19 protein-coding genes are annotated in these 21,855 nt (G+C 45.9%); 18 read left to right on the top strand and 1 reads right to left on the bottom strand.

Going from position 1 to position 21,855, the window contains the following annotated elements; translation table 11 throughout:
* Window positions 1-2 precede the first annotated feature (2 nt).
* The 6 genes from ACJA3J_RS19450 to icmF are packed head-to-tail and all read left to right on the top strand — an operon-like array spanning window position 3 to window position 8,014.
* Window positions 3-854, top strand: a complete 852-nt coding sequence (locus tag ACJA3J_RS19450) for a 3-hydroxybutyryl-CoA dehydrogenase (protein WP_406945041.1) — start codon at window positions 3-5, stop codon at window positions 852-854.
* A gap of 21 nt (window positions 855-875) precedes the next feature.
* Window positions 876-2,021 carry an acyl-CoA dehydrogenase gene (locus ACJA3J_RS19445; protein ID WP_406945040.1) on the top strand — a complete coding sequence of 382 codons (1,146 nt, stop codon included), beginning with the start codon at window positions 876-878 and terminating at the stop codon, window positions 2,019-2,021.
* A 12-nt stretch (window positions 2,022-2,033) separates the two neighbouring features.
* Window positions 2,034-3,173, top strand: coding sequence for an acyl-CoA dehydrogenase (locus ACJA3J_RS19440; RefSeq protein ID WP_406945039.1), 1,140 nt, complete (start codon window positions 2,034-2,036; stop codon window positions 3,171-3,173).
* 12 nt (window positions 3,174-3,185) lie between these two features.
* Window positions 3,186-4,124, top strand: a complete 939-nt coding sequence (gene meaB, locus ACJA3J_RS19435) for a methylmalonyl Co-A mutase-associated GTPase MeaB (RefSeq protein WP_406945038.1) — start codon at window positions 3,186-3,188, stop codon at window positions 4,122-4,124.
* Between the two features lie 2 nt (window positions 4,125-4,126).
* A complete protein-coding gene (locus ACJA3J_RS19430; protein ID WP_089654849.1) occupies window positions 4,127-4,753 on the top strand; it encodes a TetR/AcrR family transcriptional regulator in 627 nt (208 codons plus the stop codon).
* A gap of 15 nt (window positions 4,754-4,768) precedes the next feature.
* A complete protein-coding gene (gene icmF / locus ACJA3J_RS19425) occupies window positions 4,769-8,014 on the top strand; it encodes a fused isobutyryl-CoA mutase/GTPase IcmF (protein WP_406945037.1) in 3,246 nt (1,081 codons plus the stop codon).
* A 165-nt stretch (window positions 8,015-8,179) separates the two neighbouring features.
* Here the strand turns inward: icmF and ACJA3J_RS19420 are convergent, their stop codons facing one another.
* Window positions 8,180-8,494 (bottom strand): hypothetical protein, encoded by a 315-nt coding sequence (locus tag ACJA3J_RS19420; protein WP_089654851.1) that lies wholly within the window; start codon window positions 8,492-8,494, stop codon window positions 8,180-8,182.
* A 251-nt stretch (window positions 8,495-8,745) separates the two neighbouring features.
* On the opposite strand from ACJA3J_RS19420, the gene rpoE reads away from it, so the two are divergent.
* From rpoE to ACJA3J_RS19360, 12 genes are all read left to right on the top strand, one after another.
* Complete coding sequence (rpoE, locus tag ACJA3J_RS19415) at window positions 8,746-9,291, top strand: DNA-directed RNA polymerase subunit delta (protein ID WP_089654852.1); 546 nt, start codon at window positions 8,746-8,748, stop codon at window positions 9,289-9,291.
* A 309-nt stretch (window positions 9,292-9,600) separates the two neighbouring features.
* Window positions 9,601-11,205 (top strand): CTP synthase, encoded by a 1,605-nt coding sequence (locus ACJA3J_RS19410; RefSeq protein ID WP_089654853.1) that lies wholly within the window; start codon window positions 9,601-9,603, stop codon window positions 11,203-11,205.
* A gap of 917 nt (window positions 11,206-12,122) precedes the next feature.
* Window positions 12,123-12,494, top strand: a complete 372-nt coding sequence (locus tag ACJA3J_RS19405) for a response regulator (RefSeq protein WP_089654863.1) — start codon at window positions 12,123-12,125, stop codon at window positions 12,492-12,494.
* 158 nt (window positions 12,495-12,652) lie between these two features.
* Window positions 12,653-13,516: a class II fructose-1,6-bisphosphate aldolase gene (gene fba / locus ACJA3J_RS19400; protein ID WP_075037173.1), complete on the top strand. Its 864-nt coding sequence runs from the start codon at window positions 12,653-12,655 to the stop codon at window positions 13,514-13,516.
* A gap of 121 nt (window positions 13,517-13,637) precedes the next feature.
* Complete coding sequence (gene fsa, locus ACJA3J_RS19395) at window positions 13,638-14,279, top strand: fructose-6-phosphate aldolase (protein WP_115893401.1); 642 nt, start codon at window positions 13,638-13,640, stop codon at window positions 14,277-14,279.
* Between the two features lie 67 nt (window positions 14,280-14,346).
* A complete protein-coding gene (locus ACJA3J_RS19390) occupies window positions 14,347-15,633 on the top strand; it encodes a UDP-N-acetylglucosamine 1-carboxyvinyltransferase (protein ID WP_115823374.1) in 1,287 nt (428 codons plus the stop codon).
* 57 nt (window positions 15,634-15,690) lie between these two features.
* Window positions 15,691-16,659: a class II fructose-bisphosphatase gene (gene glpX, locus ACJA3J_RS19385; RefSeq protein ID WP_406945036.1), complete on the top strand. Its 969-nt coding sequence runs from the start codon at window positions 15,691-15,693 to the stop codon at window positions 16,657-16,659.
* Window positions 16,660-17,120: 461 nt separating this feature from the next.
* Window positions 17,121-18,407, top strand: a complete 1,287-nt coding sequence (rho, locus tag ACJA3J_RS19380; protein ID WP_089654858.1) for a transcription termination factor Rho — start codon at window positions 17,121-17,123, stop codon at window positions 18,405-18,407.
* 177 nt (window positions 18,408-18,584) lie between these two features.
* A complete protein-coding gene (locus ACJA3J_RS19375) occupies window positions 18,585-18,830 on the top strand; it encodes a type B 50S ribosomal protein L31 (RefSeq protein ID WP_089654859.1) in 246 nt (81 codons plus the stop codon).
* A gap of 297 nt (window positions 18,831-19,127) precedes the next feature.
* The gene (locus ACJA3J_RS19370) at window positions 19,128-19,751 is read left to right on the top strand and encodes a thymidine kinase (RefSeq protein ID WP_089654860.1); all 624 of its coding nucleotides are present in this window, start codon (window positions 19,128-19,130) and stop codon (window positions 19,749-19,751) included.
* A gap of 377 nt (window positions 19,752-20,128) precedes the next feature.
* Window positions 20,129-20,812, top strand: coding sequence for a DUF2294 domain-containing protein (locus tag ACJA3J_RS19365; RefSeq protein ID WP_406945035.1), 684 nt, complete (start codon window positions 20,129-20,131; stop codon window positions 20,810-20,812).
* Between the two features lie 15 nt (window positions 20,813-20,827).
* Window positions 20,828-21,118: a hypothetical protein gene (locus ACJA3J_RS19360; RefSeq protein ID WP_406945034.1), complete on the top strand. Its 291-nt coding sequence runs from the start codon at window positions 20,828-20,830 to the stop codon at window positions 21,116-21,118.
* Window positions 21,119-21,855 lie beyond the last annotated feature (737 nt).

Raw genomic sequence — 21,855 nt, 5'->3', positions numbered from 1 at the left:
GGATGACAATTAATCAAGTTATGGTCATTGGAGCAGGACAGATGGGGGCTGGGATTGCCCAGGTTTTTGCTCAGGCCGGATTGAACGTAAAAATGAATGACATGAGCCAGGATGCCTTGGATCAGGGGCTTGCAGGTGTTGAAAAGCGCCTGAAGCGGTCGGTTGAAAAAGGAAAAATGACCGAAGAAGATCAAAAGGCGACTTATGGCCGCTTACAGACGACGACCGACTTGAAGGACGCCTCCGACTGTGACCTTGTCGTGGAGGCCGTCGTTGAGAACATGGATGTGAAGGTGAGCGTTTTTCAACAGCTGGATGAGATTACTCCTTCACATGCTATTTTGGCAACGAACACATCATCCTTACCGATTACGGAAATAGCTGCGGCGACCAAACGTCCAGAGCAAGTGATCGGCATGCACTTCATGAACCCTGTACCGGTTATGAAATTAGTCGAAATCATCCGTGCCATCCAAACGAGTGATGAAACGTATCAGGCGGTTGAAGATATGACAAAGAAATTGGAAAAAACGCCTGTCGAAGTCGAGGACTTTCCAGGGTTCGTTTCCAATCGCATTTTAATGCCGATGATCAACGAAGCGATCTATACCGTTCACGAAGGAGTAGCATCGCCCGAAGATGTGGATGCCGTCATGAAGCTTGGCATGAATCACCCGATGGGACCACTTACCCTTGCTGACTTTATCGGCCTTGATACGTGTTTATACATTATGGAAGTCCTTCATGAAGGATTTGGAGACAGCAAATATCGACCATGTCCGCTTTTACGGAAATATGTCAAAGCAGGCTGGCTCGGGAAGAAATCTGGACGCGGTTTTTACACCTACGATTAACGTGTAAAGGGGAGAACGAGAATGAATTTGCAGTTCACGGATGAACAGGAAATGATGAGGAAAATGGTTCGCGATTTCGCAGAAAAAGAGGTGGCTCCTGCTGTGGAGCGAATGGAGCAGGAAGATCGATTCCCTTCTGAGTTGTTACCGAAGATGGGAGAGCTTGGGTTGATGGGGGTGCCGATTCCGGAAAAGTACGGCGGCGCCGAGATGGATTACATCTCCTATATCATCGCGATTCACGAAATCTCAAAGGTGAGTGCGACGCTTGGGGTCATTTTATCTGTCCACACCTCTGTCGGAACGAACCCGATCCTGTATTTCGGTACAGAAGAACAGAAGAACAAATACATTCCTAAACTGGCTTCAGGCGAATTTTTAGGTGCCTTCGCTTTGACAGAACCGAGTGCAGGTTCCGACGCCAGCAGTCTGAAAACGCGAGCAGTAAAACAGGAGGACCGTTACATTCTTAACGGCTCTAAAGTGTTCATCACGAATGGAGGAAATGCAGATACATTCATCGTTTTCGCCCGTACGAATCCAGATGTGGAAACGAAGAAGGGTTTGAGTGCGTTTATCGTTGAGCGCGACACCCCTGGTTTTTCCATCGGTAAAGCAGAGAAAAAGATGGGGCTTCATGGCTCCAGTACCGTTTCGCTGAACTTTGACCAATGTGAGGTTCCCGTTTCCCAACGGCTAGGGGAAGAAGGGGAAGGATATAAAATCGCGCTTGCCAATTTGAACATCGGGCGAATCGGCATTGCCGCACAGTCCCTTGGAATCGCGGAAGCGGCGCTTGAGCATGCCGTCTCTTATGCCAAAGAACGCGAGCAGTTCGGACGTCCAATTGCACACTTGCAAGGCGTTTCGTTCAAGCTCGCGGATATGGCAACAGAAGTGGAAGCTTCAAAGCTTCTCGTATATAATGCCGCTTCTCTGCAGGCGGCCGGTAAAAAGTGCGGAAAAGAAGTATCTATGGCCAAACTGATGGCTTCAAAAACAGCGGTGAAAGCGTCGATTGAAGCCGTACAGGTGCATGGTGGATACGGTTATACCGAAGATTATGCGGTCGAGCGCTTTTTCAGGGACGCTAAGGTTTGTGAAATTTATGAAGGTACGAGTGAGATCCAAAAAATCGTCATAAGCAATCATCTGATCAGAGACTAGGAGGATGACAGAATGAATTTTACTTTAACAGAAGAACAAGAAATGCTTAGAAAAATGGTGCGTGATTTCGCCAAAAATGAAGTGGAACCAACGGCTGCTGAAAGAGATGAAGAGGAGCGCTTCGATCGTGAAATCTTCGATAAAATGGCGGAGCTTGGTTTGACGGGGACTCCGTGGCCCGAAGAATATGGCGGCATCGGATCTGATTTTGTCAGCTATGTGATCGCGGTGGAAGAACTTTCCCGCGTTTGTGCTTCTACAGGGGTCACGCTTTCTGCGCACATCTCTTTAGCAAGCTGGCCGATCTATAAGTTCGGAACAGAAGAACAGAAACAAAAGTATTTGACTCAACTCGCTTCAGGTGAAGCGCTGGGCGCTTACGCTTTGTCAGAACCAGGAGCAGGTAGTGACGTGTCCTCTATGCGCACGCAGGCGAAACTTGATGGCGACCATTATGTGCTGAACGGAAGCAAAGTATGGATTACGAATGGCGGCGTGGCGGACATCTATGTCGTTTTTGCCAAAACAGATCCGAATGAAGGCAACCGTGGCATCAGCGCCTTCATCGTAGAGAAAGATACGCCAGGGTTTACGACAGGCAAGAAAGAGAAAAAGCTCGGCATTCGTTCATCTCCGACAACAGAACTGATCTTCGAAGATTGTAAGATTCCGAAAGAAAACTTGCTCGGCGAAGAAGGCAAAGGATTCAAAGTGGCGATGATGACCCTCGATGGAGGTCGTAACGGCATTGCCGCCCAAGCTGTTGGAATTGCACAGGGGGCGCTGGATGAATCCGTAAACTATGCGAAAGAGCGTGAACAGTTTGGGAAGCCAATCGCACATCTGCAGGGGATTTCCTTCAAGCTCGCTGATATGGCGACAGAAATTGAAGCCTCTCGTTTGCTCACATATCAGGCGGCTTATTTAGAGTCGGAAGGACTGCCTTATTCCAAAGCTTCTGCCATGGCTAAATTATTTGCTGGAGATACAGCGATGAAAGTGACGACAGAAGCTGTGCAGGTTCACGGAGGGTATGGATACACGAAAGATTATCCAGTCGAACGATATATGCGTGATGCGAAGATCACTCAAATCTATGAAGGAACACAAGAAATCCAAAGGCTCGTTGTCGGCCGTATGGTCACCCAATAGAAGGTCAGCGTTATGCATCCACTGGCTGAACGAATCCAAAAGCAGGATATGAGGGCGTTGGCCCGAGCGATTACGTTGATCGAAAATGAAGATGAAGAAAAACTTTCGCTGATGAGTGATATTTTTTCTATCCAAAAACAAGCGCATTACATCGGTATTACAGGTTCACCGGGAGCAGGGAAAAGCTCGCTGATCAATCAATTGCTCACCTATTTGAGACAGCAGGATCTCACAGTCGCTGTCATAGCGGTTGATCCTACCAGTCCATTCAGTGGAGGAGCATTGCTTGGAGATCGTACGAGGATGAACCAGCATTTTCTCGACCCCGGAATTTTCATACGCAGCATGGCGACAAGAGGAAGCCTCGGGGGATTAGCCCGGGCGACGAAAGACAGTATCCGTGTATGTGATGCTTACGGATTTGATGTCGTTCTCGTAGAAACGGTCGGGGTCGGTCAGTCCGAGCTCGATATTATGAAAGTCGTGGATACGACAGGACTGGTGCTGACACCGAATAGTGGAGATGTACTGCAAATTTTCAAGGCGGGAATTATGGAAATTGCAGATCTCTTCATCATTAACAAAGCAGATTTGCCAGGAGTAAGAAAGCTGAAGTCCACACTCGAAGAATACATGATGATCGTCCACCCCGAGGGATGGGAACCGCCGATCGTCCAAACAATCTCGACCGAAGCCAAAGGGATGGCAGAACTCTATGAAAGCATGAAAAGCCACCGTGAGTTTCTGTATGAGACGAACAAAGGGGCGGAGCGTCGTAAACAACAGCTACAGCTGGAAGTGTACGATTTAATCCGGGAAGAAATCTGGCGGGAAGTCAAAGGTGAGATTGAAAGAGACGCGCAGAAGCTCAAAGTTTTTCAAAACCCGGATGCGGATCCCTATGAATTGGCTCGGTCCTGGTTTCGTGAATGGGTAAGGAAGGGGGAGTGAGTTTGCCTGAAAAACAAGTACCTTCAACCATTAAAGATGAAGCGCTCGTCTCCAAGCGTAGGAATCAGATGATCAAGGGCGCGGTCACTCTTTTTATTGAAAAGGGATTCCACAAGACGACAACTCGGGAAATTGCCAAGGCTTCCGGGTTCAGTATCGGAACCCTCTACGAATACATTCGAAAAAAAGAAGACGTTCTGTTTCTCGTTTGTGACTCTATCTATCAGCGAGTCAAAGAACGGATGGAAGATGCGATTGACCCTCACCAGACGAGTGTGCAAAGTCTGACCCATGCGATTCGCTCCTACTTTCAATTGATGGATGATATGCAGGATGAGGTGCTCGTCATGTATCAGGAAGTAAAATCCCTATCCCGTGATGCTCAGGATTATGTTTTGCAAAAGGAGCGCGATATGGTGGCGATGCTCGAACAAGTCATCGTCAACAGCCTCCCTGGAGAGCACCCGGAGGAAGAAATCAAACTGATCGCCAACAACATTTTTGTTCAGGGCCAGATGTGGGGATTCCGCCGCTGGATTCTTCAGCGCACGTTTACTATTGAAAGCTACACCGATACGCAGATTCAGTTGTTATTGAAAGGTCTCGATAAAGAAGAAACACTTCAATAGAAAGGATGATCGGATATGGAACAACCGACAATCTATAAGCCGAAAAACCCTGTTCGCTTCGTGACGGCCTCGAGTCTCTTTGACGGTCATGATGCATCAATCAATATTATGAGACGGATTCTTCAGGCGACAGGGGCCGAGGTTATTCACCTCGGCCATAACCGTTCCGTTGAGGAAGTGGTCAACGCGGCGATCCAGGAAGATGCTCAAGGGATCGCGATATCTTCGTACCAGGGAGGACATGTGGAATACTTTAAATACATGGTCGACCTGCTTGAACAGAAGGGCGCAGGACACATCCGCGTCTACGGTGGAGGGGGAGGAGTCATCATCCCTCGCGAAATCAAAGAGCTTCATGAGTACGGGGTAGCACGCGTATTTTCGCCGGAAGATGGTCGTACACTAGGCCTTCAGGGCATGATCAACTTAATGATCGAAGAGTGTGATTTCCTACCGCCTCTTGATGTGGAGAAAGGAGTCGAAGGCCTCTCATCCGGAGATCATCAGTCCATTGCGCGTTTCATTACTTACGTTGAGAATACGCCGAAGAAAGAAAGGGAAGCCGTTGCAGCATTTGAGAGCGCTGTTGAAAAAATACAGAAAAAAACGATTCCCGTTCTTGGGATTACAGGTACAGGGGGAGCGGGGAAAAGCTCGCTTACGGATGAATTGATCCGCCGCTTCGTCAATGAAATTCCTGATAAGAAGATTGCGATCCTATCTGTCGATCCGACGAAAAAGAAAACAGGCGGGGCTTTACTTGGCGACCGCATTCGCATGAACGCGATTTTCAACCCGCGTGTTTACATGCGCTCCCTTGCAACAAGAGACGCCCGCTCCGAGCTTTCGACAGCCGTGGAAGAAGCGATTCAAGTCGTCAAAGCAGCTGGTGTTGATTTTATCATTGTAGAAACAAGCGGCATTGGTCAAGGGGATGCAGCGATCACCGATATTACTGACTTGTCCATGTATGTCATGACAGCAGAATTCGGTGCACCATCACAGCTTGAAAAAATTGATATGATCGACTTTGCCGACTTTATCGTCATTAATAAATTTGAACAAAAAGGATCCGAAGACGCCTTTAATCAGGTAAAAAAACAGTACCAGCGCAGCCATATGCTTTTCCATGAAGACGACAGCAAGTTCCCGGTTTATGGGACGATTGCGAGCCAATTCAATGATCCTGGTACAAATACGTTGTTTGCGGCGATCGTCGATCAGCTGAACGATAGATTTTCCTGGGAAGATGAAACCTCTTTTTCCGGTATTGAAAAAGTAGAAAAGCAGAACGTCATCATCCCGAATGAGCGCAAGCAATATTTGCGTGATCTTGCTCTAGCTGTCCGCAATTACCATAAGGAAACAGAAAATCAGGCAGACCAAGCGCGTAAACTTTATCAGCTGAAAGGTACGTTTGAGCTTGTGGAAGATGAAGCGACAAAAGAAAGCCTTCAGCGCTTGATTGAAGATTACGAACGGCATCTTTCTCGTGACGCAAAAGAGAAGCTGGAGGACTGGGACGCCCTTCATGAACGTTATAGCGGAGATTCGTACACATTTAAAGTGCGTGACAAGGAAATCACGATGGATATCACGACCGAAAGCCTGAGCGGGACGAAGGTTCCAAAAGTCGCGCTTCCGAAATATACCGACTGGGGCGACCGCCTGTCATGGCTGTTACGTGAAAATGTTCCGGGTGCTTTTCCTTTTACCGCGGGAGTATTTCCGTTCAAGCGGAAAGGGGAAGATCCGAAGCGTCAGTTCGCAGGAGAAGGAACACCGGAACGGACCAACCGCCGCTTCCACTATTTATCAGAAGGAGACGAAGCGAAACGTCTCAGTACAGCTTTCGACTCTGTTACCTTATATGGAGAAGATCCGGATGAACGTCCGGATATCTACGGGAAAGTCGGAGAAAGCGGCGTCAACATTTGTACACTGGAAGATATGAAGAAACTGTACGACGGATTTGACCTCGTAGACCCGTCCACCTCCGTTTCCATGACGATCAACGGTCCGGCGCCGATTATTCTTGCCATGTTCTTCAATACCGCGATTGATCAACAGCTTGAAAAGTTCAAGGAAGAAAACGGCCGTGAGCCGAATGCCGAAGAGGCGTCTTCAATCAAAGCTAAGACCATCAATGTTGTCCGTGGTACGGTCCAGGCAGATATTTTAAAAGAAGACCAAGGACAGAATACATGTATCTTCTCTACAGAATTCGCGCTTCGGATGATGGGAGATATTCAGCAGTATTTCATCGACAACGAAGTACGCAATTATTATTCTGTTTCCATTTCCGGTTATCATATCGCAGAAGCAGGAGCGAACCCGATTACACAGCTCGCTTTCACACTTGCCAACGGATTCACCTATGTTGAGTACTACTTGAGCAGAGGAATGGACATCAACAAGTTCGCACCAAACTTGTCCTTCTTTTTCTCCAACGGTTTGGATCCAGAATATACGGTGCTCGGACGTGTGGCCCGCCGAATTTGGGCTATCGTCATGCGTGATAAATACGGGGCCAACGAACGAAGCCAGAAGTTGAAGTATCACATTCAAACATCCGGCCGCTCCCTCCACGCCCAGGAAATTGACTTTAACGACATTCGTACAACATTGCAGGCACTGATTGCCATCCAGGATAACTGTAACTCCCTGCATACGAACTCCTACGATGAAGCGATTACGACACCCACAGAAGAGTCTGTTCGAAGAGCGATGGCCATTCAGATGATCATCAGCAAAGAGTTCGGCCTGACGAAAAACGAAAACTCTCTGCAAGGATCCTATATCATCAGAGAGCTGACCGACCTTGTCGAAGAAGCGGTATTGCAGGAGTTTGAACGTATCAATGACCGAGGCGGAGTACTCGGTGCGATGGAACGTCAGTATCAACGAGGCAAAATCCAGGAAGAATCTCTTTATTATGAAGGGAAAAAACATTCCGGCGAACTTCCAATCATCGGCGTGAACACATACTTGAACCCGAATCCGCCTTCCGAAGAGGAAATCGACTCCATGGAACTCGCCCGTGCGTCCAAAGAGGAAAAAGAACACCAGATTACAGAATTACGCAACTTCCAAACATCGCATGAGAGTGAAGCCGAGGAAGCATTGGAACGCTTGAAACAAGTGGCGTCTGGCGGAGGAAACATTTTTGAAGAATTGATGGAAACCGTCAAAGTCGCGAGTCTCGGCCAAATTACGAACGCGCTTTATGAAGTAGGCGGGCAGTATAGAAGGAATATGTAATGGTTGCTAATATATTGGTGTGAGTCGCTAATATATGAAGGAAAGCCGCTAATATCAAGCCGAAACCTGCTAATATATGGTGAAAAGCCGCTAATATTTCACTGAAACCTGCTAATATGTAGGAGCAGAAAAAAAGCCCTCGCTAACTTAGCGAGGGCCATTCTATTAGTGACCGCCGACTTGATCATCGTCATGGGCTTGATTCACTTCGGTTACATAAGGTTTTTTCATTCCATACCATTCATAAGTAAGGTTATACGTTTCGCCTTCTTTTAACAGCATCCATGTACTCGTATCTTTGACGTGGATTTTTTTGTCATCTACTTCTACAAAGTAACCTTCATCATTATGAGTTTTTGATGTGATTTCTGCTTCTTCTTTATGTTCCTCATGGATCATACCGAAGCTTGTAAATAGCCAGATGCCTACGGCTAAGGCGGCAATAATGGTGGCCACCCAGTTAAAAGGATGATTTTGCACAGTTCGTCTCTCCTTCTCTCGATCAATTCTACCTTTATTTTAAAATAAAATAGCTGGAACACCAACATATATGTCTAACCTCTATTTTATATCGAAAGTTTAAATTAATGTAGGTTTGTCTACAAAAGGTAAGGAAGACTCTATTTGATTTTTGCAAAGCCAACTCATATAATGGATGGTATGATTAAATGTGATTCGTATGCCCATGAGGTCACTTATTCTATTTTGTTTATATAAAGGAGTGCTGGACCGTGAGCTTAAAACAAATGAGCCGAGAGCAAATTGAAGAAACTTCCATGATTGTACTGGCTACTAAAATCCTAGAAGAAGAACGTGAAGCGATTGACTTTAATGAAATCTTCAAACGTATCGCAGACATGAAAGGTTTTACTGATGCACAGAGAGAACAATACATCGCTCAGTTCTATACGGACATGAATATCGACGGTCAATTCATGACAATCGGAACGAACCGTTGGGGCTTGAAAAAGTGGTACCCCGTAGAACAAATGGAAGAAGAGATTGCCAACCTTCCACAAAAACGTAAAAAGAAAAAGAAGAAAAAGAAGAAGCCTTCCAAGCTGCTTGAAGATGAATTGGGTGTATCCGAATTCGATGATGCAGAAGAGGACGAGCTTGAGGATGATCTTGAGCTGACAGATGAAGATTTAGATCTTGATGACGACGATGACTTCGAAGGTGATTATGAAGATGATGACCTGGATGAAGAAGAGGAAGAAATCGTGGAAGATGACATCAGCTTCATTGGAGATGACGACGAAGAAGAAGATAAATAAGGTGGTTGACTTTTAAAAGTCAAATGAGTAGAATCTTATTTGGGCTCTTTAATTTCCTGAAACGAAATTTCCAAACGCTCCCCGAGAGAGGGGAGCGTTTTTTGTTTTTTTATACGATCAAAAAGAGGCGCCTTGGTTATGGCTAAGGCGCCTGTGCATTTGTATCATTCGGCGTCTAAGATCTCCAGCGCGCATAAAGTTTCGCCATGGAGGTCTTCGGACGCTTGTGCTTTTATGTAATTGCCCCTTATCAAAACAGAAGGATTAGTGAATAACTAAATAAGACAAATAGAGAAAGAGGGATTCAACGTGGCAACAAAATACATTTTCGTAACTGGCGGTGTCGTATCATCCTTAGGAAAAGGGATTACGGCAGCATCTTTAGGACGTTTGTTAAAAAATAGAGGCATGAAGGTAACAATCCAAAAATTCGACCCTTACATTAACGTAGACCCGGGGACGATGAGCCCATATCAACACGGGGAAGTTTTCGTAACCGATGATGGAGCAGAGACAGACCTTGACCTTGGTCACTATGAGCGTTTCATCGATATTAACCTGAATAAATTCAGCAACGTGACGACAGGTAAAGTTTATTCCAACGTCATTAAAAAAGAGCGTCGTGGTGATTATTTGGGAGGTACGGTCCAAGTTATCCCTCACATTACGAACGAAATCAAAGAACGTGTCTTCCGTGCTGGTCACGAAACGAACGCAGATGTCGTCATCACGGAAATCGGTGGTACTGTTGGGGACATCGAATCCCTTCCATTCCTTGAAGCGATTCGTCAAATCAAGAGTGATATCGGCCGTGAGCATGTGATGTACCTGCATTGTACGCTTGTTCCTTATTTGAACGCAGCGGGAGAAATGAAGACAAAACCGACACAGCATAGTGTTAAGGAACTTCGCTCCCTAGGTATCCAGCCTGATGTCATCGTTCTTCGTACAGAAATGGCGATCTCTGAAGATATGAAAGAAAAGATCGCTCTGTTCTGTGACATTAATAAGAATGCTGTTATTGAAGCGCGTGATGCCGATACGCTTTACCAAATTCCGATTACATTACAGGAACAAAAGTTGGACGAGCTGACATGTAAGCACTTCGGCTTAGACCTGCCACCGGCTGACATGACAGAGTGGAACAAACTGATTGACCAAGTTAAAAACCTTCAGCACAAGACAACCATTGCGCTTGTCGGTAAGTATGTAGAGCTTCCGGATGCTTACATCTCCGTAGTAGAAGCACTAAAACATGCCGGTTACAGCTACGATTCCGATGTAGAAGTGAAATGGGTGAATTCTGAAAACCTTCACGCACAGAATGTTGCAGATGAACTGCAGGGCGTAGACGGAATCCTTGTTCCTGGAGGCTTTGGGGACAGAGGAATTGAAGGTAAAATCGACGCTATCCGTTATGCTCGTGAAAACCATGTGCCTTTCCTCGGAATCTGCCTTGGTATGCAGCTGGCAACCGTCGAATTTGCCCGTAACGTCCTTGGACTAAAAGGCGCACATTCCGCAGAAATCGATCCTTCTACGGAGCACCCGATCATCGACCTTCTTCCAGAACAAAAAGAAGTGTCTGATCTTGGTGGTACCCTTCGTCTTGGGATTTATCCATCCCGTCTGCAACCAGGCACCAAAGCGATGGAAGCTTACGGAGAAGAAGTGGTGTATGAGCGTCACCGTCACCGTTTCGAATTCAACAACCATTACCGCGAACAAATGGAAGCGGCAGGGTTCAAATTCTCCGGAACAAGCCCGGACGGCCGTCTTGTTGAAATCATCGAGGTGGAAGATCACCCATGGTTCGTAGCCAGCCAGTTCCACCCAGAATTCAAATCACGCCCGACCCGCCCCCAAGAACTATTCCACGGCTTCGTCGGCGCAGCAATGAAAACAAATCAATAATAAATGAAAGAGAGCCGATGTCCCTGACAGGGATATCGGCTCTCTTTTTTTATAAAGATTTTCAAGTATATGGAAGGATTGTGGAAGACTCGATTTCGAGATGTTTCAGGGGGTGTTTGCCGTGTTGAGCGTCAGGGGGGGGTGGGAAGCAACTCGCTTTCCTGTGGGGGAGCGCCGAGCTTCCTCGGACTACGTCCTGCGGGATCTCGCCTATCTCCTTCTCCCACGGGAGTCTCGCAGCTTCCCAACCACCCCATTCCATGAAGGTGAGAAACGACCCCCTTTACTGTGGGAGCGGGCCTTCCGCTATCCTGGTGTTATAAGCATAAAGCGCTCTATACCAATCTTTTCGCATGCAGAATAGCGTTTTTAGGAGTTCATTCCCCTCCAATTACCATGTGCATAAAAGCAGCTTATTCCGGAAGTGGTTTCGAGATCCTTATATGGCAGAGGGGCGGAGGGGATTGGCGAGACTCCTATCTTAGTGTGGAGGCGCCTCGATCAGCGGCGTATGGACTGGACTGAGCTGGCGGAGATAAAGGAAACACGAAGAGCGCAGCGATTCGATGTTGACTTATCGTACAGAAGCGAGGGAAGTCTCACTAGCCGCTAGGCGCCGGAACCGGATACCTAAGAGGAAAAAGTGCAGGGTGAGACCCCACAGGACGCAGTCCGAGGAGGCTCACCGCGCTCCCGCGGAAAGCGAGCTATTCCCCGCAGCCCCAACCACTCAACAAAGGTCTCGAAACTGAGTCTTCCATACTCGGGAGTTTTAGTGAAAAGAGAATTTTTTACAGAAATTTTGACAAACAGAACATACGTGTGCAGGAATACGCCATTCATGTATAGAAAATACATGATAGAGAGATAGTGAGAGGAATTTAAACTAAAAGATGATAGAAGGGAAGGTAAAAAGCATGGCAAATCGAATCCTAATCGTGGACGACCAACCAGGAATCCGACTTCTGTTAGAGGAGATTCTCAAAACAGAGGGATACGAAATCGTAAGCGCAAAAACAGGCCGTGAAGCATGTGACTTTGTGGAAGAACAGGACATGGATCTCATTATTATGGATTATAATCTTCCTGTCATGCATGGCAAAGAAGTGTTGCTCTACTTAGAAGAAATGCACTTTGGCTCACCTGTCATCATCATTACAGGGGCATCCAAGGAATCAATCGAGAAGGAAGCAGATTTTCCTTTTGTAACAGATATCATAGCTAAGCCATTTGACATCCATAAATTGAAAGAAATGGTTAATGGAACCCTTGTTCACAGCCGTTCATGACTTTTTTCTCGATGTAAGCGCTATATAATCCTCCTGCTGTTGCACCATAGAAAGGGTATTGGTATTCTAATACTGTAACCAAACTTACATGGTGTGTTTTCGTATGGAAACAGACTTGTAAATACAATGCAGTACGCTAACTAAAGGAGGATTCTTTCATGCCACTAGTATCAATGAAAGAAATGCTAGAAAAAGCTAAGGAAGAACGCTACGGCGTAGGTCAGTTCAACCTTAATAACTTAGAATATGCTCAAGCGATTCTTCAGGCTGCTGAAGAAGAGCAGTCTCCAGTAATCCTGGGTGTATCTGAAGGTGCAGGACGCTACATGGGCGGCTTCAACGTTGTTGTCGACATGGTAAAAGCACTTATGAAGTCTTATGGTACAACAGTACCTGTTGCGATTCACTTGGACCATGGTTCAAGCTTTGAAAAATGTGCAGAAGCGATCCACGCTGGATTCACTTCTGTCATGATCGATGCTTCCCACGATCCACTTGAAGAGAACATTGCTGTTACTCGCAAGGTTGTTGAACTTGCACACATCCACGGTGTTTCTGTTGAAGCAGAGCTTGGCCGTGTAGGTGGACAAGAAGACGATATCATCGTTGATGATGCGGAAGCAGCATACGCAATCCCTTCTGAGTGTAAGCAATTGGTCGACGAAACAAACGTTGATGTATTCGCACCAGCGCTTGGTTCTGTACACGGACCTTACAAAGGTGAGCCGAACCTTGGCTTTGACCGCATGGAAGAAATCATGGGACTTGTTGACAAGCCACTTGTTCTTCACGGTGGTACAGGCATTCCAACAGCTGATATCAAGAAAGCTATTTCTTTCGGTACAGCTAAAATTAACGTAAACACTGAGAACCAAATGGCTCAAGGTAAAGCCGTTCGTCAAGTTCTTGCTGAACAGCCTGAACAGTACGATCCACGTAAATACCTTGGACCTGGTCGTGATGCGATCAAGGAAACGGTTATTGGCAAGATGCGTGAATTCGGATCTTCTCAAAAAGCGTAAAAATAGTTTGGAGGAAGCCGCTACACTGTAGCGGTTTCCTTTTCATCATGTGTGAAAACGCCATCATTCGACTTTTTTCATCAACTTGGAGCAACAAAAAGAAGCGAAGAGGAGTGGGGATATGAAATTTTTCATTGATACGGCAAACATAGAAGATATTCGGGAAGCGAACGCACTTGGGCTCTTAGCGGGTGTAACGACAAACCCGAGCCTTGTAGCGAAAGAAGGAGTATCTTTTCATGACCGTCTGAAAGAAATCACGGATGAAGTAGATGGGTCTGTCAGTGCAGAGGTCATCTCTGAAGATGCGGAAGGGATGATTCAGGAAGGGAAGGACCTTGCTGCTATTGCCCCGAACATTACTGTGAAAGTACCGATGACGCTGGAAGGTCTGAAAGCAGTGAAAGCTTTCAGTGATTTGAACATCAAAACAAATGTAACTTTGGTTTTCTCAGCCAATCAGGCGTTGATGGCTGCCCGTGCTGGTGCTTCCTACGTATCACCATTCCTTGGAAGGCTTGATGATATCGGCCATAACGGAATGGAACTTGTTGCGCAGATTTCAGAAATCTTTGACCGCCATGCCATTGACACGGAAATCATTGCAGCATCTGTCCGCCACCCCGTCCATGTAACAGAAGCGGCTATCCACGGGGCGCACATTGCTACAATTCCTTTCAAAGTTTTGAGCCAGATTGTTAAGCATCCATTGACGGATCAGGGGATTGAAAAATTCTTGAATGACTGGAATAATCAAAAATAGTCGTGTGTTTTGGAAAATATTGCACATACTAAAATCATAATCTTCACCTTAAAGCGAGGAGTTTCACATGCATAAACTATTAGTGGAAGGCGGAAGACCATTACGTGGACAGGTGCGGGTGAGCGGTGCTAAAAACAGTGCTGTAGCCTTGCTGCCAGCGGCAATTTTGGCAGAAACCCCTGTGACGATCGAAGGTCTTCCGGACATTTCTGATGTCGGGATCTTGTCGGACTTGTTGGAAGAGATCGGTGGCTCGGTGCGTAAAGACGGAAGAACCGTACATATCGATCCTTCTGAAATGGTCGACATGCCCTTGCCGAATGGGAAAGTTAAAAAGTTGAGAGCTTCCTATTATTTTATGGGAGCGATGCTTGGCCGCTTTAATAAGGCTGTTATCGGCTTGCCTGGTGGCTGTCATTTAGGCCCAAGGCCGATCGACCAGCACATTAAAGGGTTTGAAGCTCTTGGTGCAAAAGTGACAAATGAACAAGGCGCGATTTACCTTCGTGCAAGAGAACTTAAGGGTGCCCGTATTTATTTAGACGTCGTCAGTGTCGGAGCCACGATCAATATCATGCTGGCTGCCGTCCGTGCAAAAGGGAAGACGGTTATCGAGAATGCGGCGAAAGAACCTGAAATCATTGATGTTGCCACCCTTTTGACAAGTATGGGGGCGAAAATCAAAGGTGCAGGTACAGACGTCATCCGTATTGAAGGTGTGGATACACTGAAAGGCTGTCTTCACACGATTATCCCGGACCGCATTGAAGCAGGGACATACACGATTATGGCCGCTGCTCAAGGTGAGGAGATGATCATTGATAACGTCATTCCGCAACACTTGGAGTCACTTTTAGCGAAACTGCGGGAGATGGGAGTCACCATTGAAGAGAATGATGAACAGCTGTACGTCAAACCAGGAAAAGACTTGAGGAGCGTCGATATTAAGACACTCGTTTATCCGGGCTTTCCAACAGATTTACAGCAGCCGTTCACATCCTTACTCACACAGACGCAAGGCACGGGTGTAGTCACAGATACCATCTATCAGGCCCGTTTCAAGCATGTCGATGAATTGAGGCGTATGAATGCTTCAATTAAGGTCGAAGGTGGTTCCGCGATTGTGACAGGTCCTTCTAAGTTGCAAGGAGCGAAAGTGAAAGCGACAGACCTTCGTGCAGGAGCAGCTCTTGTCATAGCTGGATTGATGGCTGATGGTGTTACCGAGATTACAGGTGTCGATCACATTGAACGAGGATATGAAAACATTACGAACAAGCTGATCGATTTAGGTGCAAAAGTCTGGTATGAGGAGATGTCAGACGAAGAAATCGAGCAATTCCAAAATTCGTAGCTACATGATTTCCATGGGGAGATGAGGGAAAATCTTTGTTTGATTGGGGAGATCACCATGGAAAGAAGTCTATCGATGGAATTAGTAAGAGTCACGGAAGCAGCTGCATTGTCATCTGCGCGTTGGATGGGGAGAGGAAAAAAAGAGGAAGCCGATGATGCGGCGACCTCAGCCATGCGCGATGTGTTTGATACGATCCCGATGAAAGGGACCGTCGTGATCGGAGAAGGGGAAATGGATGAAGCGCCTATGCTTTATATTGGTGAAAAACTAGGCAATGGGTACGGAGCAAGAGTTGATGTAGCTGTCGATCCACTCGAAGGGACAAACATCGTGGCTCAAGGAACGTGGAATGCCCTTGCTGTCATAGCGATCGCTGATCATAAGCAGCTTTTACATGCCCCTGACATGTATATGAATAAAATAGCCGTCGGTCCGGAGGCTGTAGGGAAAGTGGATATCAACGCCTCCATTACAGAAAACCTGCAAGCCGTCGCTGAGGCGAAAAAGAAAGATGTGGAAGATGTCGTTGCCGTCGTCTTGAATCGCGAACGCCACCAGGGGATCATTGAGGAGATCCGCGAAGCTGGCGCAAGAATCAAGCTGATCCCTGACGGTGATGTCGCCGCAGCGATCAATACAGCCTTCGATCATACAGGTGTAGATATTCTGTTCGGAATAGGCGGGGCCCCTGAGGGAGTGCTTGCAGCCGTCGGACTGAAATGCCTTGGAGGTGAAATCCAAGGAAAGCTTCTACCTGCCAATGATGAGGAACGTCTCCGTTGTGAACAGATGGGGATTGAAGATGTCGACAAAGTCCTTTACATGGAAGATTTCTGTGGAGGGGATGATGCCATCTTCGCAGCCACCGGTGTCACCGATGGGGAACTCCTTAAAGGCGTGCAATTTAAAGGACAGAAAGCGACGACTCAAACGTTAGTCATGAGGGCTAAATCAGGGACGGTCCGTTTCATTGACGGAGACCACAGCCTGAAGAAAAAGCCGAATTTGGTCATGAAACCATAGTGAAAACAACCTTCATCAAAGAGAGAGGAAGCTGTGTTCAAACCAGCTTCCTCTTCATCTACAAAAACCCACCTTCTTAAACATTTCACAAATTAGCATTGAAACTGTAGAAAGACAGGAGTACAATAAAGATTGTTTGATTAGGATAGAAGATAATGACACACGTCTCCTTATGCTTCTATTTACTGACTTCACTTAACTTCTTCTCATTCTTCTAACAAAAAAGTTCTGCTGAAGGAATGTTTTCCTTTGTTAGGAAGCAGATCCTCTATTAATGCAGGGCCATTCAATAAATCCTTTAGAGAAGTTTTTAATTCTATATGTAATAAAAGGGTGTCATGTCCGAGTTTTTTTAGCCTTTCCATCTTTAGGGTTGTAAAAAACATGATGTCCCCCAAAGATTTTATGCGTTCGTCTGCATGACTTGAAAATAAAGAAAACTAATAAAAAGTGGTGATCACGTGGCGGATTTAACAATCTCCAATTTAGAAACAATGACATTGAAAGGGCTTTATGCTAAAGCTAGACAATATAAAGTCTCTTACTATGCAAAATTGACAAAGCGCGAATTGATTTTCGCGATTTTAAAAGCCCAGGCTGAAAAAGATGGTTTCCTTTTCATGGACGGAATCCTTGAGATTATTCCTTCAGAAGGATTCGGTTTTTTACGACCAATCAATTATTCTCCAAGCGCAGAGGATATTTACATTTCTGCCTCACAAATCCGTCGTTTTGACTTAAGAAATGGGGACAAGGTATCCGGTAAGGTACGTCCCCCGAAAGAGAACGAACGTTATTATGGTTTGCTGCACGTAGATGCCGTAAACGGTGAGGACCCAGACTCTGCGAAGGAGAGGGTACACTTCCCTGCGTTGACCCCATTGTATCCGGATCGTCAAATGAAGCTGGAAACGGAGACGAAAAAGCTTTCCACACGCATTATGGATTTGATGGCGCCCGTTGGTTATGGTCAGCGTGGTTTGATTGTCGCTCCACCAAAAGCAGGAAAGACGATGCTTTTAAAGCAAATGGCCAACAGCATTTCTACAAATCACCCCGATGCAAAGCTCATCATTCTGCTTGTCGATGAACGTCCGGAAGAGGTGACAGATATTGAGCGCTCCGTAGCGCCGGATGTGGATGTTGTCAGCTCTACGTTCGATGAAGTTCCAGAAAACCACATCAAGGTTTCTGAACTAGTGTTGGAAAGAGCGATGCGTCTTGTAGAGCATAAACGCGATGTTATTGTTCTCATGGACAGCATCACTCGTTTAGCTCGCGCCTACAACCTAGTCATCCCTCCAAGTGGACGTACATTGTCAGGAGGAATCGACCCCGCTGCCTTCCACCGTCCGAAACGATTCTTCGGGGCTGCGCGTAACATTGAAGAGGGAGGGAGCTTGACGATTCTTGCCACCGCCCTTGTGGACACAGGTTCGCGCATGGATGACGTCATTTATGAGGAATTCAAGGGGACAGGAAACATGGAGCTGCATCTTGATCGCAGTCTTGCTGAGCGCCGGATCTTCCCTGCGATCGATATTCTTCGTTCTGGAACAAGAAAAGAAGAATTGCTTCTGCCTCAGACGCACCTTGATAAAATCTGGGCCATCAGGAAATCGATGTCTGATTCGCAGGACTTCACGGACAGGTTCCTGCGTCGCTTGAGAGCATCGAAAAATAATGAAGAGTTTTTCGATCTCATGGATAAAGATATGAAAGGGAAAGCAACAGCCGCCCGTCGTTAAGAAGGATTCATGGTTTCACCGATTGTATGTTTCTTGAAACTGGATGTTGCATCAGGGGGGAGCCCCTGTTATAATCATTCTATGTGAGTTTCAGTACAAGGTGTTATCACGAACCTTCGACGGCTCTTACAATAACTCTGTTTCCAAAGGATTCAGGGCAAAAAGGAGTGGAAGAACATGAAAGCAGGAATTCATCCAGAATACCGTAAAGTCGTATTCCTAGACACAAGTTCTAATTTCAAGTTTCTAACAGGGTCTACTAAGTCTTCTGAAGAAACAATCGAGTGGGAAGATGGAAACACTTATCCATTGATCCGCGTAGAGATTAGTTCTGCGTCTCACCCGTTCTACACAGGTAAGCAGAAAGCTGACAAAGCTGGCGGCCGTGTGGATCGCTTCAAGAAGAAATATAACCTTTCATAATAATGATACCCTCTCTCTTGAGAGGGACTTCATCATTTTGAACAAAAACAGGCAAATTGTCTCAGATGTTTGCCTGTTTTTTTGTCAAAAAATAGGGGTATAAAAGCTCTTGTTAGAAAGGTGCTAAATTATACTCTTCAAAGGACTCATCAATATGGGGAGCTGTCCTTGGTGATCAAAGCCGCCGTTAAATCGGTGTCATCAAGGGCGCTCTTTTTTGTTGAAATAAAGGGGAGGATACCGGATGATCCCCCCATATTTGAAGCTTGATCGAGTGAGAAGGGAGCGACAGTAGACGTGTATGTAATGAAACAAAGTGGATGGGTCGAGCTCATCTGCGGAAGTATGTTCAGCGGAAAATCAGAGGAGTTGATCCGTCGCGTCAGGCGCGCGACTTTCGGTAATTTGACGGTCCGTGTCTATAAACCTGCGATTGATGACCGGTACAAAGAAGATGCGGTTGTATCTCATAATGGCACTTCTGTGATGGCTCGTCCTGTGAAAAGCTCGCTGGATATCCTTCAGCATGTGACGGATGAAGTGGATGTCGTAGGAATCGATGAAATGCAGTTTTTTGACGAGCATATCGTTGAGGTCGTAGAGTGTTTGGCAGACAAAGGCATACGCGTCATCGTCGCTGGACTGGATACCGACTTCAGAGGTGAACCTTTTGGTAAAATGCCGGATATGATGGCACTGAGTGAAAGTGTCACAAAATTAAACGCCATCTGCCCTATTTGTGGTTCACCGGCCAGCCGTACTCAACGCTTGATCGATGGGGCGCCCGCTTCCTATGACGATCCAATCATCTTAGTGGGTGCATCGGAATCATACGAACCGCGTTGCCGCCATCATCACGAAGTACCTAACAAGCCCAGGCAACAAGAAGTAAAAAAGGTTTACGCTGAAAAAACAACATAAACCACTACTCAGACAGCTGATCCCAGCTGTCTTTTTTTACCTACCGAAAACCCAATTCCTTTTCTTACAATAAATCTCCCTTTTCTCAGACTCAGTTTCGAGACGTTTGAGGGACTGTTTTCTACTATCCCAATGCAATACGAAGAAAGCGCTCTATATCAAGTGGCTGAGATCTAAATATCTGAGCCGGGTGCTTAAACGACTCACCCCCATCCACTCAACAAAAGTCTCGAAACTGAGTCTTCCACAATCCTGCCAGTCACTTAAATAAATGTGCTGTCAGATATCCTCGATGTGCTAGAATCCGTTTAATACCGCGTAGTTTGTGATACTTTATATTGTAGATGTAGATAAACGTTTGGTCTGGGGGGATAGGAATGGATAAGCAGTCCATGCAGTCAGAAATGTCGAGCTATATTGGCAAGCTGCTGCGTGACCACTTCGGAAAAGGACCCTCTTCTGTATTCGTCTCCATAGAGGGGGAATTTCTTACCATCTACCTGAAAGATTTCCTTGCGCCAATGGAGCGGGTATTAGTCGGGCAGAAAAATGATAAAAAAGTGGATGAAACGCGAGACCTTATGATGAGAGAATTAATTCCTGATATAAAAGCAACTCTTCGTGCCGATACAGGTATAAATGTCGATACACTATATTATGACTGGTCTTTATCTAGACAAACCGGTGTACTTATCGGAGTGATTAAAACGGACAACCCTGACAAGGAAGGTTTAAAATCCTATAAACATAAAGACGCGGTACACGAAGAAGTGGAAAAAATGAGCCGCAAAGCAGAAAAAACACCGGCTTCCATTCGATCGTTTTTGTTGAATGAACGGACACTACTGATAGAGCGTAACGGAATATTAGTTGCTATTGAAAAGGAAATGATCAATGCTGGATATGAACAGCCTCTGAAGATTTCCAAACGAAGGCTGGAAAAGCGACTTTTAAATCTTGCCTCATTAGAAACGATTCTTGGCACAAGTATAGAAGATGTCTTTGTAGACTGGGATTTTAATAAGGATCGTAGTTATATGGTTCTCATATTGAAACCATAAAGAGGGGGATGTAGAATGATCGGCGAAAAGGACACAAAGCTGCTGGAGGAGACATTATTGCTTGAAGAATGCATGAATGCCTATAAGTACGCTGTGGAAACTGTTCAGAAAAACAGCCCGGTTATGGATGAAATGGCGGCGTCATGTGCGGAGGTTTGCAGGAAGGCTGCAGAAGAGTGTTTAACTCTAGGAGAAATGGAAAACGACAGAGTCTACCTTATGTGTTTAGAGTATGTTCAATTATGTGAAGAGCTTGAGGGATATCAAAGGATTCGGCAACAAAAGGACATGAAAAAATCAGTTTAAGCAGACCTGTTTTCATTTCGTCCATTCTGTACTATAATAGTGATTGGGATGAAACGGAGATGTTTGATCCTTACTCGTGCTTAACCATTGAACGAAGATAACATTTTTATATATTATTCGGTAACATTGATCTGGACAATAGAGCTAGACAAAAGCCGAAAAGTATCTTTCTTTCCACAAGTGGATACTTTTCGGCTTTTTTGTGTTTTTCGAGCTGATTATGCTCAACGAAAGGAGTATGCGCTCTGTATCGTATAGTTGGATTAGATAGCCACCGTGTCGTTATTGAATTTAGGAAAGATAACAAGGATTTGGTTTTTGATAAATATGCAGAAGCTGAAGAATACTTGAAAAAAATCAAGCAGGAAGACATCATTCCTAGAAAATATCAATTACTCATCCAAGATTAATCCCCCAAACCAAGCGGATCCCCCGCTTGGTTTTTTTACGCGAATTTCACTAATGCTCCCTTTAGTTGAAGACTCAGTTTCGAGATGTTTTCGGGGTTCGTTGCCGTATTGGGCGTCAGGGGTGGTCGGGAAGCTACTCGCTTTCCTGTGGGGGAGCGCCGAGCTTCCTCGGACTACGTCCTGCGGGATCTCGCCTATCTCCTTCTCCCACGGGAGTCTCGCAGCTTCCCAACCACCCCATTCGATTTAGGTGAGAAACGAACCCCTTTACCCAGGAGGACTGTCTTCTACTCTCCCAATGCAATACGAAGGAAGCGCTCAAGTGGC

It is taken from the genome of Halobacillus sp. SY10 (assembly GCF_045401165.1).
Taxonomy (GTDB): domain Bacteria; phylum Bacillota; class Bacilli; order Bacillales; family Halobacillaceae; genus Halobacillus; species Halobacillus aidingensis.
This window is presented reverse-complemented; position numbering and strand designations above follow the sequence as displayed.